This is a genomic window from Bradyrhizobium sp. dw_411 (assembly GCF_018449695.1).
Lineage (GTDB): Bacteria > Pseudomonadota > Alphaproteobacteria > Rhizobiales > Xanthobacteraceae > Bradyrhizobium.
Window position 1 is genome coordinate 43,651 of the sequence record NZ_JAAVUY010000017.1, and the last position, 17,014, is coordinate 60,664.

16 protein-coding genes are annotated in these 17,014 nt (G+C 61.9%); 3 read left to right on the forward strand and 13 right to left on the reverse strand.

What is annotated here, in order from left to right:
• Position 1: 1 nt before the first annotated feature.
• The 12 genes from HB676_RS25775 to cysG form a co-directional block, all read right to left on the reverse strand.
• Positions 2-790, reverse strand: coding sequence for a 3-hydroxybutyrate dehydrogenase (locus tag HB676_RS25775; RefSeq protein WP_213741286.1), 789 nt, complete (start codon positions 788-790; stop codon positions 2-4).
• Between the two features lie 4 nt (positions 791-794).
• A complete protein-coding gene (locus tag HB676_RS25780) occupies positions 795-1,970 on the reverse strand; it encodes a patatin-like phospholipase family protein (protein ID WP_213741287.1) in 1,176 nt (391 codons plus the stop codon).
• A 95-nt stretch (positions 1,971-2,065) separates the two neighbouring features.
• Entirely contained in the window at positions 2,066-2,569 is a 504-nt protein-coding gene (locus HB676_RS25785) for a CAP domain-containing protein (RefSeq protein ID WP_213741288.1), read from the reverse strand.
• Positions 2,570-2,776: 207 nt separating this feature from the next.
• Complete coding sequence (locus HB676_RS25790; protein ID WP_213741385.1) at positions 2,777-3,820, reverse strand: TOBE-like domain-containing protein; 1,044 nt, start codon at positions 3,818-3,820, stop codon at positions 2,777-2,779.
• Positions 3,810-4,679, reverse strand: coding sequence for a sulfate ABC transporter permease subunit CysW (gene cysW / locus HB676_RS25795; RefSeq protein WP_213741289.1), 870 nt, complete (start codon positions 4,677-4,679; stop codon positions 3,810-3,812). Before cysW ends, HB676_RS25790 begins: the two co-directional genes overlap by 11 nt.
• Before the next feature lie 11 nt (positions 4,680-4,690).
• On the reverse strand, positions 4,691-5,527 hold the full coding sequence (cysT, locus tag HB676_RS25800) for a sulfate ABC transporter permease subunit CysT (protein WP_346347425.1): 837 nt from the start codon (positions 5,525-5,527) through the stop codon (positions 4,691-4,693).
• 27 nt (positions 5,528-5,554) lie between these two features.
• Positions 5,555-6,556, reverse strand: coding sequence for a sulfate ABC transporter substrate-binding protein (locus HB676_RS25805; protein WP_213741387.1), 1,002 nt, complete (start codon positions 6,554-6,556; stop codon positions 5,555-5,557).
• Between the two features lie 113 nt (positions 6,557-6,669).
• Positions 6,670-7,374, reverse strand: a complete 705-nt coding sequence (locus HB676_RS25810) for a phosphoadenylyl-sulfate reductase (protein ID WP_213741388.1) — start codon at positions 7,372-7,374, stop codon at positions 6,670-6,672.
• 32 nt (positions 7,375-7,406) lie between these two features.
• Positions 7,407-7,922, reverse strand: a complete 516-nt coding sequence (locus HB676_RS25815) for a DUF934 domain-containing protein (protein ID WP_213741290.1) — start codon at positions 7,920-7,922, stop codon at positions 7,407-7,409.
• Entirely contained in the window at positions 7,909-9,564 is a 1,656-nt protein-coding gene (locus HB676_RS25820) for a nitrite/sulfite reductase (RefSeq protein WP_213741291.1), read from the reverse strand. The genes HB676_RS25815 and HB676_RS25820 overlap by 14 nt, the downstream gene beginning before the upstream one ends.
• Positions 9,565-9,576: 12 nt before the next feature.
• Entirely contained in the window at positions 9,577-9,894 is a 318-nt protein-coding gene (locus HB676_RS25825) for a DUF2849 domain-containing protein (protein WP_213741292.1), read from the reverse strand.
• Positions 9,891-11,327, reverse strand: coding sequence for a siroheme synthase CysG (cysG, locus tag HB676_RS25830; RefSeq protein WP_213741293.1), 1,437 nt, complete (start codon positions 11,325-11,327; stop codon positions 9,891-9,893). Before cysG ends, HB676_RS25825 begins: the two co-directional genes overlap by 4 nt.
• Positions 11,328-11,605: 278 nt before the next feature.
• Here cysG and cysD point away from each other — a divergent pair, with 278 nt between their 5' ends.
• The 3 genes from cysD (at position 11,606) to HB676_RS25845 (ending at position 16,693) form a co-directional block, all read left to right on the forward strand.
• Positions 11,606-12,400, forward strand: coding sequence for a sulfate adenylyltransferase subunit CysD (gene cysD, locus HB676_RS25835; RefSeq protein ID WP_213741294.1), 795 nt, complete (start codon positions 11,606-11,608; stop codon positions 12,398-12,400).
• A 22-nt stretch (positions 12,401-12,422) separates the two neighbouring features.
• On the forward strand, positions 12,423-14,339 hold the full coding sequence (gene cysC / locus HB676_RS25840; protein ID WP_213741295.1) for an adenylyl-sulfate kinase: 1,917 nt from the start codon (positions 12,423-12,425) through the stop codon (positions 14,337-14,339).
• A 191-nt stretch (positions 14,340-14,530) separates the two neighbouring features.
• Positions 14,531-16,693: a malate synthase G gene (locus HB676_RS25845; RefSeq protein WP_213741296.1), complete on the forward strand. Its 2,163-nt coding sequence runs from the start codon at positions 14,531-14,533 to the stop codon at positions 16,691-16,693.
• A gap of 96 nt (positions 16,694-16,789) precedes the next feature.
• Here HB676_RS25845 and HB676_RS25850 read toward each other — a convergent pair whose 3' ends face one another.
• Positions 16,790-16,945 (reverse strand): Thivi_2564 family membrane protein, encoded by a 156-nt coding sequence (locus HB676_RS25850; RefSeq protein WP_213741297.1) that lies wholly within the window; start codon positions 16,943-16,945, stop codon positions 16,790-16,792.
• Between the last annotated feature and the right edge of the window lie 69 nt (positions 16,946-17,014).

Genomic DNA, 17,014 nt, shown 5'->3' on the forward strand with positions numbered 1-17,014 from the left:
CTTACTCCGCGGTCCAGCCGCCATCGATGGAGATGTTGGTGCCGGTGATCTGGGCGGCATCGTCGCCGCACAGGAACAGCGCTAATGCTGCGACCTGCTCTGACGTGACGAACTCCTTGGTCGGCTGCGCGTCGAGCAGCACGTCGTTGATCACCTGCTCCTTGGTCATGTTGCGCGCCTTCATGGTCTCCGGAATCTGATGCTCGACCAGCGGCGTCCAGACGTAGCCGGGGCTGATGCAGTTGCAGGTGATCTTGAAGGTCGCAAGCTCCAGCGCGGCGGTCTTGGTGAGGCCGGCGATGCCGTGCTTGGCCGAGACATAGGCCGACTTGAACGGCGAGGCCACCAGCGAATGCGCCGATGCGGTGTTGATGATGCGGCCCCAGCCGCGCTTCTTCATGCCGGGAATCACCGCGCGGATGCCGTGAAACGCCGACGACAAATTGATCGCGATGATGGCGTCCCATTTCTCGATCGGGAATTCCTCGATCGGCGAAACGAACTGGATGCCGGCATTGTTGACCAGGATGTCGACCGAGCCGAAGGTGCTTTCTCCCAGCGCGATCATGCCGGCGATTTCGGCCGGCTTGGTCATGTCGGCGGGCGAATGGATCGCCTTGACCTTGAAATCGGTCTCGATCGCAGAGCGTTCCTTTTCGATATCGGCCGGCACGCCCATGCCGTTGATTACGATATTGGCGCCGGCGCTCGCGAAGGCCCGCGCATATGCCAAGCCGATGCCGCTGGTCGAACCGGTCACTACAGCGGTCTTGCCTGTCAACGTACCCATTCTGTCACTCCTGTTTGCCCGTGGGGGTTTCGGGGCTATCCCCGGTGAGATCGTATGTCACCATTGTTTCATCTGATTGGGGCCGCTCGAGCCAATCCTTGTGACGCATCGACAAATGAACGTCGCGCGTCCCGGCGCCCCAATGCTCGACCATGCCGACATGCGAGAAATCATAGTCCTTGGAGGACGATTCATAGTTCTTGCTGCGGTAGATCAGATGCACCACGGTGACGGTGTTTTCCTTGGCGGCCTTTCGGAGAATGTCGACCGATGGATCGTTCTGGAGATTTTCTGGCAGTTTGCCGATCAGGTCGCGCAGCGCCCTGCGGGCATTGTGGACCTGCTTGTTCTTGTCGGTATTCATGCGGGTGCGGCTGGAAAAGCGGATGTCTTTTTCGCGCTCCGCGGCCTCGAGCAACGTCACCGGCAGATCTCCGCGCGCGCTGAACAGGTCGACCTGGAAGATCAGGAGATCGTCGGTAGCATCTTCATCCAGCACGTAGTCGAGCGGTGTGTTGGACGAGATACCCCCATCCCAGTAATGCTCGCCTTCGATTTCGATCGACGGGAACCCCGGCGGCAGCGCGCCGGACGCCATGATATGTTCCGGGCCGATTTTCTTGCCGAGCTTCTTGAAATCGACATTGTCGAAATAGCAGAAATTGCCGGTCGTGACGTTCACCGCACCGACGCTGAGGCGGGTCTTCAGATCATTGATACGATCGAAATCGACCAGATGCTCCAGCGTCTTGCGAAGCGGTGCGGTGTCGTAATAGCTCAGGGATTGCGAGCTGCCCTGCGGCCACAGCGGCGCCGGCGGAAATCGCGGCTGGAAGAATCCGGGTACGCCGAATGTGGCGATCAGGGCCGCGCTGGTTTCGTTGAACAGCGATCGTCCGCGGTCGCTTTTTGCGATCGGATTCCAGGGCACAGGTGACGACACCATTTCCCAGAATTCCTTGAGCCGCGGCACCCGCTTTTCGGGCGCGTTACCGGCGATGATCGCCGCGTTGATGGCGCCGATCGAAATGCCGGCAACCCACTCCGGCTCGAAATCGAAATGGCACAGCGCCTGATAGGCGCCGGCCTGATAGGAGCCCAGCGCACCGCCGCCTTGCAGAACGAGGACACGCTTTGCCGTAGCGGGCGTTCCGGCAGGCTCTGGATTGACAGAATTCATCATCGCCCCTGGTTCGACCAAGAAAACTGGTTCTACCGTGGCGTTAGTTCGTGATGGCGTCAATCAGCGAGGCGAAAAGCCGGATCAAGCCGTGGTTATCGCGCGTCCGATGATGCCAGAATCAGCGTCCAGAACACCTTGTATTTGGTATTCGGAGCATAGCTCGCCGCGATGCCTAATTTTGTGACACCATTTTGAAGCATATTGGCCCGGTGTGGAGGCGAGTCACGCCAGCCCGAAAAAGCCTCGGCCAGCGTGTGATATCCGGCGGAAACATTTTCCACCGCCAGCGTCGCGGGGTATCCGGCCGCGGCCAACCGTTTCGGCAGCGGCGCCTTGACGTCATGGTCAAGTTTGTTGCGGCTGGCCATCGCCTGCGACTGCCCTTCGGCGATCTTCATCAGTTCGGGATCGACCACCACGGCGCCGAGACCGTTGTTCTGCCGGTAGAGCGAAATCATCGAGGCCGCGGCCTGGGGATCGAGCTTGGCGCCGCCATCGGCCATGTTCGAATACATGGTGGGCTGTTCGACGGGAACCTCCGCCGCGCAGCCTGCCAGTGCCAAAAGCCCCAAAATGGCGATTATCGCCCGTTTCATCGAATCCCCTAGTCTAAAGCGTTTTAAAGCGAAGTGGATACCGGTTCGCGTGAAGAAAACGCGTCAAAACAAAAGACTAGAGCCCGGTTCTGATTCAATCAGAACCGCTATGGCTCTAACCGGCAGTTGTTGCATACCAACCGTGGCTGAATGGTGAACGGCGTTTTTTTAACTCATCCGAACAGCGCCCGGGGCGATGTTTCCCGGCTACTCGGTGGCGGCGAATATCCGGTAGCGGCGGGGCTGCAGCCCGACGATATCGCCGGCCTTGAGTTCCCGGTCCCGGGGCGCGTCGATCTCGATCACGCTCTCGCCGCCGGACAGAGCGACTTCGGCGCGCTGGATCGGGCCGAAGGTGCGCACATGCCGGACCGCGCCTTCGAGCGCGCCGCTGCCGGCCGGGCCAACCTGCATGTCATGACGGCGGACGAATAATTTCGATGGGCCGGAAGCAAGCCCGTTCGCGGCGATATTGAGCGCCCGGCCGCCGAGCCGCACACAGCCATCGCATACCTCCACCGGCAGCACGATCGACTCGCCGATGAAACTGTGCACGAAGGCGGTGGCGGGATTGTCATAGACATCGCCGGGCGTCCCGATCTGCTCGATACGACCCTTGTCCATCACCACCACGCGATTGGCGACCTCGAGCGCTTCTTCCTGATCGTGGGTGACGAAGATCGAGGTGACATTGATCTCCTGGTGCAGCGAGCGCAGCCATTGCCGCAATTCCTTGCGCACCTTGGCGTCGAGCGCGCCGAACGGTTCGTCAAGCAACAGAATGCGTGGCTCGATCGCCAGCGCACGCGCCAGGGCAATGCGCTGGCGCTGGCCGCCGGACAATTGGCTTGGATAGCGATCGGCCAGCCAGTCAAGTTGCACCAGGTCCAGCAATTCCTTGACCCGGCGCCGGATGCCGGTTTCGTCCTTGCGTATCGCGCGCGGCTGCACCCTCAGACCGAACGCGACGTTTTCGAACACGGTCATATGACGAAACAGCGCGTAGTGCTGAAACACGAATCCGACATGGCGCTCGCCCGCACCGTGGGCGAGCGCGTTCTCGCCATCGAACGACACCTCGCCGGCATCGGGCCAGTCCAGCCCCGCGATGATCCGCAGCAATGTGGTCTTGCCCGAGCCTGACGGCCCGAGCAGCGCCAGCAACTCGCCGTTGGCGGCCTTGAGATCGACGCCGTCGAGCGCGGCAAAGGCGCCGAACCGCTTTACAATGTTCTTGACTTCAATCGCCACGCGGAAGTTGCCCTTCGTCCAGATGCCGTTCAAGAATGGTTTTCGCCACCAGCGTGATCAGCGCCAACAGCGCCAACAGCGATGCGATCGCGAACGACGATACGAATTGATATTCATTATAGAGAATCTCGACCAGCAGCGGCATGGTATTGGTCTCGCCGCGGATATGCCCCGAGACCACCGACACCGCGCCGAATTCACCCATCGCGCGCGCGTTGCTCAGCAGCACACCATACAGCACGCCCCATTTGATATTCGGCAAAGTGACGCGGAAGAAGGTCTGCAGACCCGAAGCGCCGAGCGAAATCGCGGCCTCTTCCTCCTGCGTGCCCTGTTCCTGCATCAGCGGGATCAACGCCCGCGCGACAAAAGGAAACGTCACGAAGATGGTCGCCAGCGCGATGCCCGGCACCGCGAACAACACGTGGACATTATGGCTTTGCAGCCAGGGACCCCAGTAGCCCTGCGCACCGAACAGCAGCACAAACACCAGACCCGATATCACCGGGCTGACTGAAAATGGCAGATCGATCAGCGAGATCAGGAAGGTCTTACCACGAAAATCGAATTTGGCGATCGCCCAGGCCGCGACCAGACCGAACACGAGATTGAGGCTGACGGAAATCGCGGCGACGCACAGCGTCAGCCTGATCGCCGACAGCGCCTCCGGATCGGAAAGCGCTGCAACATAGGCGCCGATGCCCCTGGAAAAAGCCTGCGCGAACACCACGACCAGCGGCAGCACGACGAACACCGTGAGAAAAATCAGCGCGATCGCGATGATGATGCCGCGCACCAGCCGGGGTTCGGTGCGCAGGTCGTCCCGGACAGAACCTGGAGAGATTTGTAGCTCGCTCATCTGGTCAATCCTCAATGCGCGGGAATGCGCATCTGCGCCCAGCGCTGGATGCGATTGACTGCAAAGATGATCAGGAATGACGCTACCAGCATGACGACCGCGATCGCAGTGGCGTCCGCATACCGAAATTCCGACAGCCGGATCACGATCAGGAGCGGCGCGATTTCGGATACGTTGGGCAGATTGCCGGCGATGAAGATCACCGAGCCGTACTCGCCGACGGCCCGCGCGAAGGCCAGCGCAAAGCCTGTCAGCAGCGCCGGGATCAGGCTCGGCAGGATCACCCGGAACACCGTGTTCAAGCGGCTGGCGCCGAGGCTGGCGGCGGCTTCCTCGATCTCGACGTCGAGATCGATCAATACGGGCTGAACCGTCCGCACCACGAAGGGGATGCCGATGAAGATCATCGCGATGAAAATTCCGGTTGGCGTAAACGCCACCTTGATACCGAGTTCGGCCAGCGGCGCACCGAGCCAGCCTTTTTGCGCGAACAGCGACGTCAAGGCGATGCCGGCCACCGCCGTCGGCAATGCAAAGGGAATATCGACGATGGCATCGAATATTCGGCGGCCCGGAAAACGATATCGCACCAGCGCCCAGACGATGACCGTTCCCATCACCAAATTGACCAACGCAGCAGCGAAGGCGAGCCCGAACGAAATCTTCAGGGCGTTGAGCGTGCGGCGGCTGGAAAGGATATCCCAGAACTGGTCCGGGCTGAGTTCAAGCGTCTTGAGGAACAGGCCCGCGAGCGGAATCAGGATGATGACGGAGAGCCAGGTCAGGGTCAGGCCCATGGTGAGACCGAACCCCGGCAAGGTGCTGCGTCGTCCCGTGCTTCCGCTCACAACGCCCCCTGCCTCCCGGCAATGATGTCAATTCTTGTAGATCTGGTCGAACACGCCGCCTTCGCTGAAGTGTTCCTTCTGGGCCTTGGCCCAGCCGCCGAACACGTCATCGATGGTGAACAGTTCGACCTTCGCGAACGAGCTTTCATATTGCTTCGCGATCTCCGGATCGCGCGGACGATAGGAGTTGCGTGCGGCAATTTCCTGACCGTCCTTGGTGTACCAATACCGCAGATAGGCTTCCGCGACCGCGCGCGATCCCTTTTTATCCGCAACGGCATCGACGATGGACAGCGGCGGCTCCGCCAGGATGGACAGCGGCGGCGACACGATCTCGAACTTGTCCTTGCCGAATTCGCGCTGGGCGAGAAATGCCTCGTTCTCCCACGCCAGCAGCACGTCGCCGACGCCGCGCTCGACAAAGGTCACCGTCGAACCCCGCGCGCCCGTATCCAGCACCGGCACGTTCTTGTAGATATCGCCGACGAATTGTTTCGCCTTGTCGGCAGAGCCGTATTTCTTCAAGGCGTAGCCCCAGGCAGCGAGGTAATTCCAGCGCGCGCCGCCCGACGTCTTTGGGTTCGGCGTGATCACATCGACGCCCGGCTTGATCAGATCGTCCCAATCCTTGATGCCTTTGGGATTGCCCTTGCGAACCAGAAACACAATGGTCGACGTGTAAGGCGAGGCGTTCAGCGGCAGGCGCTTCTGCCAATCCGCCGATAACAGCCCTTTGGCCGCAATGGCATCGACATCATAGGCCAGCGCCAGCGTCACCACATCGGCCTGCAGGCCGTCGATGACGGCACGGGCCTGCGAGCCGGAGCCGCCATGCGACTGCTTGATCTCAACGCTCTTGCCGGTTTCCTTCTGATAAGCCGCCGCGAAAGCCTTGTTGAAATCCCCGTAGAGTTCGCGGGTCGGATCGTAGGACACGTTGAGCAGCGTCACGTCGGCGGCAAATGCCGAACCCACCCAGAACAGTCCGGCAACAACAGGCAGAATACGGCGTATCATGTCGGTCTCCATTCGGCTCGATGACGGGATCGTCACCGACGGGCCAGTGGACATCACTCGGATTGATGCGATTTTAAGTCAACGAAACCGGATTTCGTTGTTCGTAACGCCGCAGCATCATTGTCCTACGAAGTCTTGACGGTATGGATGCCGCATTCGGTCTTGGGACGGCCGCGCCAGCGTCCGGCCCGCATGTCTTCATCGGGCGAGGTCCGGCTGGTGCAGGGCATGCAGCCGACCGACAGATATCCCGACGCCTTGAGCGGATGCGGCGGCAGGTTGGCCTGCACATAGATCGCCTCAACGGCCTCGCGCGAGATGTTGGCGAACGGGTTGAATTTCAATCTCCCGCCATCCTCCTCGACCACCGGGATAGCGGCACGGGCACCACCCTGAAACCGCTTGCGGCCGTTGATCCAGCCGCCAAACGGCGCCAACGCCCTTTGCAACGGCTCAACCTTCCGGATCCGGCAACAGGCATCGGGGTCAGAGAACCACAATTCGCGGTCCGGATCTTCGTGCAACAATGTCGCATCCAGCGGCTTGATCGAACGGACATCGCGCAAACCAAGCGCCGCAATCAGGGTATCGCGATAGGCCAGTGTCTCCTCGAATAGCCATCCGGTATCGAGAAAAATCACCGGGATAGCAGCATCGACGTCAGCCACGACTTTAAGCAAGGCGGCCGACTCGGTACCGAATGATGAAACCACGGCGAGTTGCTCACGGCCGACCGCCTTCACGGCCGCCGTGATCACCTCCGCCGGCGTCGCGTGACGAAGCGCACGGTCCAATCCGTCGGCCGGTGGTAAATCCACCGTATCCGCCATCCGTTCCGCCAACGCCCCCTGCACGCGTTCGTTCACTGGCCGGCGCTCTCCGAATGGCGCTGCTGCATTCGCCGGTGAAGGGCGGTGAGGCGGCCATCGCCGGTCGGCTGGTAGAACACCGAATAACGCTTGGCGGTCTGCGCGAAGGCTTCCGCGTCACTTTCCTTTCTCACCTCAAAGGTGTCGAAGCCGGCGCGCAGCATGAACACGAACTGGTCGCGCAATACCTGGCCGGTTGCGCGCAACTCGCCCTTGTACGAATGGCGCTCCCGGAGCAGCCGCGCCTGGCTATAGGCGCGGCCGTCGCGAAAGATCGGAAATACCAGGGCCACCGCCGCGAGGCGGTCGAGATATGGCACGAGATCGTCGACATCGCGGTTGTTCGGCCAGATCACGCCGGTTTTTCCGGCGCGGCGCGACAACGTTTCCGCATCGGCCAGAAAACGCGCCGACGAAATCAGGATCGCGCCGTCGCCGGGAATCTCGGCGTCGTCGGCCACATGGACGAATTCGTCGCCGGCGATTTTTCCGTTCCTAACGAGTGGCATAGACCCGCTCCCTGAAAGGTTCGACGCCGAGCCGCTTGACCGTGTCGATGAACAGTTCATCGGGACGGGCGCGCAGCGCCAGATAGGCTTCGACAATGTCCTCGACCACGTCGGCGACTTCGCCGTAAGGCACCGCCGGTCCGATCAGGGTGCCGACCACCGCATTCTCGTCGGCGCGACCGCCGATCGTGATCTGATAAAATTCCTCGCCGTTCTTTTCGACACCGAGAATGCCGATATGACCGACATGGTGATGGCCGCAGGCATTGATGCAGCCGGAGATATTGACGTGCAGCCGTCCGATCAGGTTCGCCGTGTCGTGATTGGCGAAGCGCCGCGTCAATTCCTGCGCGATCGGAATCGAACGGGCATTGGCCAGCGAGCAATAATCCAGCCCCGGGCAGGCGATGATATCGGAGACCAGATTGACGTTCGGCGTCGCCACGCCGATCTTGTCGAGTTCGCGCCACAGCGCCGGCAGATCGCGACGGGCGACATGGGGCAGCGCAAGGTTCTGCTCATGGCCGACGCGAATTTCGCCAAAGGAATATTTGTCGGCGAGATCGGCGATCGCATCCATCTGGTCGGCGGTCGCATCGCCGGGCGGTCCGCCCACCGGCTTCAGCGACAGCGTGACGATCGCATAGCCCGTTACTTTGTGCGGCGCGACCGAGTTCTTGCGCCAGGCTTCGAAATACGGGTCATGCGCGGCCTTCTTCAACTCTTCCGGCATGTGCGGCAGTTTTTCGTAAACCGGATAACTGAAGCGCGAACGAATATCCTCGACCACTTCATCGTCCAGCGTCAGCGCGCTGTCGCGCATCTGCAGCCACTCATCCTCGACTTCCTGCGCGAATTTCTCGATGCCGAGTTCGTGCACCAGGATCTTGATGCGAGCCTTGTAGATATTGTCGCGGCGGCCGTACTGGTTATAGACGCGCAGGATCGCCTCGATATAGCTGAGGAGATCGCGGCCGGGCACGAACGGCTTGATGGTCTTGGCGATAAACGGTGTACGGCCAAGCCCGCCGCCGACCAGCACCTCGAATCCGGTCTCGCCTTCGGCATTCTTGTGCAGGCGAAGGCCGATATCGTGCACCTTGATCGCGGCGCGGTCGTGGGCCGAAGCGGTGATCGCGAATTTGAACTTGCGCGGCAGGAACGAGAATTCCGGATGCAGCGTGGTATATTGGCGGATCAGTTCCGACCAGATGCGCGGATCCTCGATCTCGTCCGGCGCGACACCGGCCCATTGATCCGAGGTGACGTTGCGGGTGTTATTGCCCGACGTCTGCATCGCATGAATGCCGACATCGGCGAGGTCCGACAGCGCGTCCGGCAATTCGGCGAGCTTGATCCAGTTGAACTGGATGTTCTGCCGGGTGGTGAAATGGCCGTAGCCGCGGTCGTAGCGCCGCGCGACATGGGCCAGCCGGCGCAACTGCTTCGACGACAACGTGCCATAAGGAATAGCGACGCGGAACATATAAGCGTGAAGCTGCAGATAGACGCCGTTCTGCAGCCGCAGCATCTTGAATTCGTCTTCGGTGAGCTCGCCGGACAGCCGGCGCTTCACCTGATCGCGAAATTCCGAAACACGCTCATTGATGATCGTGCGATCGAGCTCGTCATATGCGTACATGATAACTTTGCCTTACGCCGGAACCGGAAGATCGATGGTGACGCCTTCCGACCGGATGTGTTCGCGCAGATTACCGGGCCTGATCTTGCCGCCGTCCTTGATTTCGACCGGCGCGATATAGGCGCCGACCGCGCCGACGTCGTCGGCCACGGATTCAGCCAACAGCGCGCGAGCCTCGTCGGAGGTACGGACGATTGCCGCATCCGACAGGTTCACCGACCAGCCGTGATCCGGGGTACGGTAGATCACGACGCCATCCCAGGTGCGGTTGGCGGTGACCATCGAGGGGCCGGTAATCCTGATTTTCTTCTGTTCGAGCGGAGAGGTCATTCGGCGGCTTCCAGCAATTTTTCAATTCGTTGACGGAGATTTTGAATGCGCCATGGCGCGGAATGCGCAACCACGTCGCCAATGATGAGCAGCGCGGGACCGCCATCGATCTGATCGACCAGATCGGGCAGGCCTTCCAGTCTTCCCGTGACCGCCTTCGAATCCGGCCGCGTCACCCGCGCGAACACGCCGACCGGCGTTTGCGGCGAGCGTCCTGCGGCCAACAGGCCATCACGAACCGACGGCGCCGCGGTCATGCCCATATAGACCACGATGGTCATCTTCTCGTCCGTCAGCACCGACCAGTCGACAGCATCGGCATCTGTGGCCTTGTGCGCAGTGAGAAAGGTGATGCGCAGCGCCTCGTGCCGGAACGTCAGCGGCACCTCGAATTCAGCGGCCGCGCCCATCGCAGCGGTAATGCCCGGCACAACCGAACAGGCAACATTCGCCTCGCGCAATGCCTCGATTTCCTCGCCGCCACGGCCGAAGATAAAGCCATCGCCACCCTTGAGCCGCACCACGCGCTGGCCTGATTTGGCGGCCTCGATCAGCAATGTATTGATCGCGTCCTGGCCGATGCCGGGCTTGCCGACGCGGCGGCCAACCGGCACGCGCGACGCATCGCGGCGCGCGCGGTCGAGAACTTCCGGCGACACCAATTCGTCGTAAAACACGACGTCGGCATCCTGCAGCGCGCGCAACGCCTTGACGGTGAGCAAATCCGGATCGCCGGGGCCGGCGCCGACCAGCGTCACCCTGCCCTCGGCCTGGCCATTTGCGAGTGCACCGGCGAAATCAGCGGGATCGCGAATATCCGTCAGCGCTGTTTCCGCCTCGTTGATGCGGCCGGCGAGAACCAGCGCGCCGATCGGACCGTCGATCACGCGTTCCCAGAACCGGCGGCGCAGCGGCATCTCCGCGATGCGATCATGAATTGGTTTGCGCCAGCGACCGATAAACCCGGCGAGATCGCCGATCCGCGCCGGCAGGATCGCCTCGATGCTTTCACGCACCCGGCGCGCCACCACCGGTGACGCACCGCCGGTACCAACCGCGACCACGACATCGCCGCGATCGACGATGGCCGGAAAAATGAAAGTGGAATGTGTGAGATCGTCCATCACATTGACGGGCAGGCCGACCGCCTTGGCCCGCGCTGACATCAACGGCCCGACTTCGCCGGCGCCCGCGCACAGGATCGCGATCACGCCGTGCAGATCGGCGCTCAACGGATCGCCCTCGGCGAGTTCGATGTGCGCGGCGTCGGCCGCGTCCAGTCCGCGGAGATCATGATGACCGTCGGTTGCGTACCAGCGCACCCGCGCCTGTGCAGAAACAAGCAGACGCAATTTCGCGCGCGCGAGTTCGCCGCCGCCCACCAGCAGCACCGGCCCGGTTTGCAGATCAAGAAATACCGGCAGAAATCGCATACGATACTCGCTTGCCCCACCTGAGGGGTTGACTGGAATTATTTTCTATATATGCCTCGCTTAGCACCGGCAAAGAGAAAATTGTTGTTTCTCTACTGCAATGCAACTATAGAATTTTCTCCTCCGAAGGCCAAGGCCCAGAGATGCATCTTCTCGCTAACGATGAAGCCAATGACCGGTTGCATAAGGCCGGTCCGGTCGTGGTATCTCCGGCCATGCAAAACGCTGTTGATGGGCGCCTTCAAGGGTCTTTCGAAGCGCCTTCCCAGGCGCCGTCGATGGATCACCTCGACGCGCTCGAGGCCCAGAGCATCTACATTTTCCGGGAAGCCTTCGCGCGGCTGAAAAAGCTCGCGCTGTTGTGGTCGCTCGGCAAGGATTCCAACGTGATGATCTGGCTGGCGCGCAAGGCCTTCTTCGGCCGCGTGCCGTTTCCCGCCATGCATGTCGATACCGGCAAGAAATTTCCGGAGATGTATGAATTCCGCGATCGCTACGGCAAGGAATGGGAGCTCGATCTCAAAATCGAACCTTGCCCCCCGCTGGAAACCATCGATCCGACCTTGCCGCCGGCGGCGCGATCCGCCGCACGCAAGACCGAAGGGCTGAAGCTCGCGCTCGCCAAATACGGCTTCGATGGCTTGATCGCCGGCATCCGCCGCGATGAAGAAGCCACCCGCGCCAAGGAGCGGGTGTTCTCACCGCGCGGCACCGAAGGCGGATGGGACGTACGCGACCAGCCGCCGGAATTCTGGGATCAGTTCAACGCCTCACCGCCGCCGGGCGCACATCTGCGCATTCATCCGATCCTGCATTGGACCGAGGCCGACATCTGGGCCTACACCAAGCGCGAGAATATTCCGATCATCCCGCTGTATCTGTCCCGGGACGGCAAGCGCTATCGCTCGCTGGGCGATTCCGACATCACCAATCCCGTGATTTCAAACGCGTCCAGCATCGACGAAATCCTCATCGAGCTCGACCGCACCAAAGTGCCGGAGCGTTCCGGGCGCGCGCTCGATCATGAAACCGAAGACGCCTTCGAACGGCTGCGCGTCGCTGGCTATCTCTGACCGCTATGAGCTGAATGCTGCGATGAACATGTCCGTTGCGCCTTCGACGTCTTCCACACCTAACGGCACCACACGTCCGCAGGTTCGCATCGTGATTGTCGGCCATGTCGACCACGGCAAATCGACGCTGGTCGGACGGCTGTTGCATGAGACCGGCAGCCTGCCCGAGGGCAAGCTCGAAATGCTTCAGGCCGTCAGCGCGCGGCGAGGCATGCCGTTCGAATGGTCGTTCCTGCTCGACGCGCTGCAGACCGAGCGCGATCAGGGCATCACCATCGACACCACGCAGATCCGGTTCCGCACCAAGTCGCGCGACGTGGTGCTGATCGACGCGCCCGGCCATGCCGAATTCCTGCGTAACATGATCACCGGCGCCTCGCAGGCGGACGCCGCCGTGCTGATCATCGATGCGCTCGAGGGCGTGCGCGACCAGACCCGGCGCCACGGCTATCTGCTGCATCTTCTCGGCATCCGGCAGGTCGCGGTTGTCGTCAACAAGATGGACCGGGTCGATTTCAACGCGGCCCGCTTTGCCGAGATCAGCGACGAGATTTCCGCGCATCTGACCGGCCTCGGCGTCACGCCGTCCGCGGTGATTCCGATTTCGGCGCGCGACGGCGACGGCGTGGCCGAACGAACGCCGCGCACCGACTGGTACGTTGGGCCGACCGTGGTCGAAGCGCTCGACGCGCTCGAACCGGCGCGACCGCTCGAACAACTGGCGCTGCGGTTGCCGGTTCAGGCGATCTACAAATTCGACGACCGCCGCATTGTCGCCGGCCGCATCGAGTCCGGGCATCTGGCGACCGGCGACGAGATCGTGGTCATGCCCAAGGGCAAGGTCGCGAAGATCAAAAGCATCGAGAGCTGGCCGGTGACGCCGGTCAACGAGATTCAGACCGCTGGCCGCTCGGTCGGCATCACGCTCGACCGCGAATTATTTATCGAGCGTGGCGACGTCATCGCCCATGTCGGCTCTGGCCCGCGCGACACCCGCCGGATTCGGGCGCGCATTTTCTGGCTGCATGACCAGCCATTGTTGCCCGGCGCCGCCATTCTGGTGCGGCTCGGCACCAAGGAAACCCGCGCCACCGTGGTTTCGATCGAGAAAGCCGTCGATCCCGGCGAACTCTCGAGCATGGAAACCCAGTCGATCGCACGTAATCACGTTGGTGAGATCGACATTTCGCTGGCGCAGGCGCTGGCCGCCGACCCCTTTACCGACAATCCGCGCACCGGACGCCTGGTGATCGAGGTTCATGGCCGCATCGCCGGCGGCGGCCTCGTGCTTTCGGCCGATGCCGGACAGCGCGCCGTGCCCGTCAATATCGTACCGGTGGAATCGGCGTTGCGCCCCGACGAGCGTTCCGCGCGCTATCGCCATACCGGCGCAGTGATCTGGATGACGGGACTGCCGGGCTCGGGAAAATCGACACTGGCGCGCGCACTGGAAAGCCGGCTGTTCGCGAATGGCGGCTCGCCGATATTGCTGGACGGCGACACGCTGCGCGCCGGACTCAATAAGGATCTCGGCTTTATTCCGGCCGATCGCACCGAGAACATTCGCCGGCTCGCCGAAGTCGCCGCCCATCTGGCGCGCAATGGGCACGTCGCCATTGTCGCCGCGGTGTCGCCCGCAGCGGAAGACCGCGCCGCGGCCCGTCGCATCGCCGACACCGCGTTCCGCGAGATCTATATCGCGACACCGGTCGAGATCTGCGAAAGCCGCGATCCCAAGGGCCACTACGCCAAGGCGCGCGCCGGCGCGCTGCATGCGTTCACCGGGATCGGCAACGACTACCAGCCGCCGGCCGCCAGCGAATTGACGATCGATACCTCGATTTTGTCGGTCACCGAGGCAACCGACGAGATCGAGCGGATGCTGGTACGATCGGGCATTCTGTTCGACGAGTTCGTCGACCTCGCGGCTAATATTTAAGCCTCGACCCGGCCCGGCAGCCGCCGCGGATATGGGCAGCAAGGGCCTGCCAAAAGGCCTTCTCATCGCCCCGGCTTTGGCGCTAAAAGAACGCTGAAAACTTCCCTTTGCGGTGCTCTTTTTGCCGTTTTAGCCCCCGGGAACGGCGGATAATCGCCGTTTCCCGCAAAAAATCCCCCGAGAAATCACCTATGAACCGTATCGACGCCCACGGACTGAAAATCGCCCCCGTCCTGTTCGACTTCATCGCCCAGGAGGCGACCCCCAAAACCGGCATTTCGCCCGCCGCGTTCTGGGCCGGGCTCGCCGCCATCGTCCGGGATCTGGCGCCGAAAAACCGTGAGCTGCTCGCGGTGCGCGACACCCTGCAGACAAAAATCGACGGCTGGCACCGCGCCAACAAAGGCAAGCCGTTCGACATGAACGCCTACACCGCGTTCTTGAAGGAAATCGGCTATCTGCTGCCGGAGCCGGCGACCCAGAAGGTCGAGACCGCCAATGTCGATGAGGAGATCGGTAAAATCTGCGGACCGCAGTTGGTTGTCCCCCTTACCAATGCGCGCTACGCGCTGAACGCCGCCAACGCGCGCTGGGGCAGTCTTTACGACGCGCTGTACGGCACCGACGCGATCCCGCACGAAGCCGGCGAGGCTGGCAAAGGTTTCAACAAGGCACGCGGCGCCAAGGTCATCGCCAAGGCCAAGGTGTTTCTCGATGGCGCCGTGCCGCTGGCGACCGGAAGCCACACCGATGTGGCCTCCTACAGCGTCATCGCCGGCCAGCTCGCGGTCAAGCTGAAGAGCGGCAATGCGACCGCGCTGAAGGACAGCACGAAGTTTGCCGGCTATCAGGGCGATCCCGCCGCTCCGACCGTGATCCTCCTGGTCGACAACGGGATGCACATCGAAGTCAAAATTGACCGCAGCCACATCATCGGCAAGGACGATCCGGCAGGGGTCGCCGACATGGTGCTGGAGTCGGCCGTCAGCACCATCCTGGACCTGGAAGACAGCGTTGCGACGGTCGATGCCGAAGACAAGGTGCTGGTCTATCACAACATGCTCGGCCTGATGAACGGTACGTTGTCCGCCGATTTCGAGAAGGGCGGCAAGACGCTCACGCGTTCGCTCAACGCCGATCGTACTTACAAGACGCCTGACGGCAACGACCTTACTTTGCACGGCCGCAGCCTTTTGTTGATGCGCGTCGTCGGCCATCACATGTTCACCGATGCGGTGCTCGACGAGGCCGGCGAGGAAATTCCCGAAGGACTGCTGGACTCCGCCGTCGCAGGTCTGCTCGCGATTCACGATCTGAAAGGCGGCTCGAAAACACGCAACAGCCGCACCGGTTCGGTCTACGTCGTCAAGCCGAAGATGCACGGCCCCGATGAAGTCGCGCTGACCTGCGAAACCCTGAGCCGGGTCGAGAAGATGCTGTCGCTGCCCGAGAACACCATGAAGGTCGGCATCATGGACGAGGAGCGCCGCACCACGGTCAACCTCAAGGCCTGCATCCAGAACGCGTTGAAGCGCATCTGCTTCATCAACACCGGCTTCCTCGACCGCACCGGCGACGAGATTCACACCTCGATGGAAGCGGGTTCGATGATCCGCAAGAACGACATGAAGGCCCAGCCATGGATCAAGGCCTATGAGGAATGGAATGTCGATGTCGGCCTGATCGACGGCCTGCCCGGCCATGCCCAGATCGGCAAGGGCATGTGGGCGGCGCCCGACATGATGGCGGACATGCTGGTGCAGAAGGTCGCACATCCGCAGGCCGGCGCCACCACCGCTTGGGTACCCTCGCCCACTGCAGCTACCCTGCACGCGCTGCATTATCATCAGGTCAACGTGCAGGCGCGCCAGCAGGAACTGGCCAAGGGCGGCCCGCGCGCCAAACTGTCCGACATCCTCACCGTTCCGGTGTCGCAATCGAACTGGGCGCCCGACGACGTGAAGCAGGAGATCGACAATAACTGCCAGGGCATCCTCGGCTACGTCGTGCGCTGGATCGATCAGGGCGTCGGCTGCTCCAAGGTGCCTGACATCCACGATATCGGCCTGATGGAAGACCGCGCGACCTTGCGCATCTCGAGCCAGCATCTGGCGAACTGGCTGCACCAGGGCGTCATCACGGAAACTCAGGTGATGGAGTCGCTGAAGCGGATGGCGATCGTGGTGGACGGGCAGAACAAGGGCGACGCGCTGTACCGGCCAATGGCGCCGGGTTTCGACGGCGTCGCCTTCAAGGCCGCCTGCGACCTGATCTTCAAGGGCCGCGAGCAACCCAACGGCTACACCGAATACATTCTGACCGCGCGCCGCCGCGAAGCCAAAGCGGCTGGCTGATTACCGCCACACACCGTTCAACACGCAAAAGCCCCGGCCGTCGCCGGGGCTTTTTTGTTGTCGAGGGCGCGAATGGCGGCCTCCTAAACGAGGCCCCTAAAACACCGCGATATATTTCAGCAGCGAGATCACGCCGAGAATGATCACGACCACGCGCACGATCTGCTTGGCGCGGCCGTCGAGCGGCAACAGGTTGACCAGATACAGAATGAGAATGACGACGAGAAACGTAATGAGTGCGCCGACTAACATCCGGAAATCCCCCTGTGAGACGCGAAAATGAGAAATTCGTCTGAGCGTCGATTGCCAACGCCGGACCAG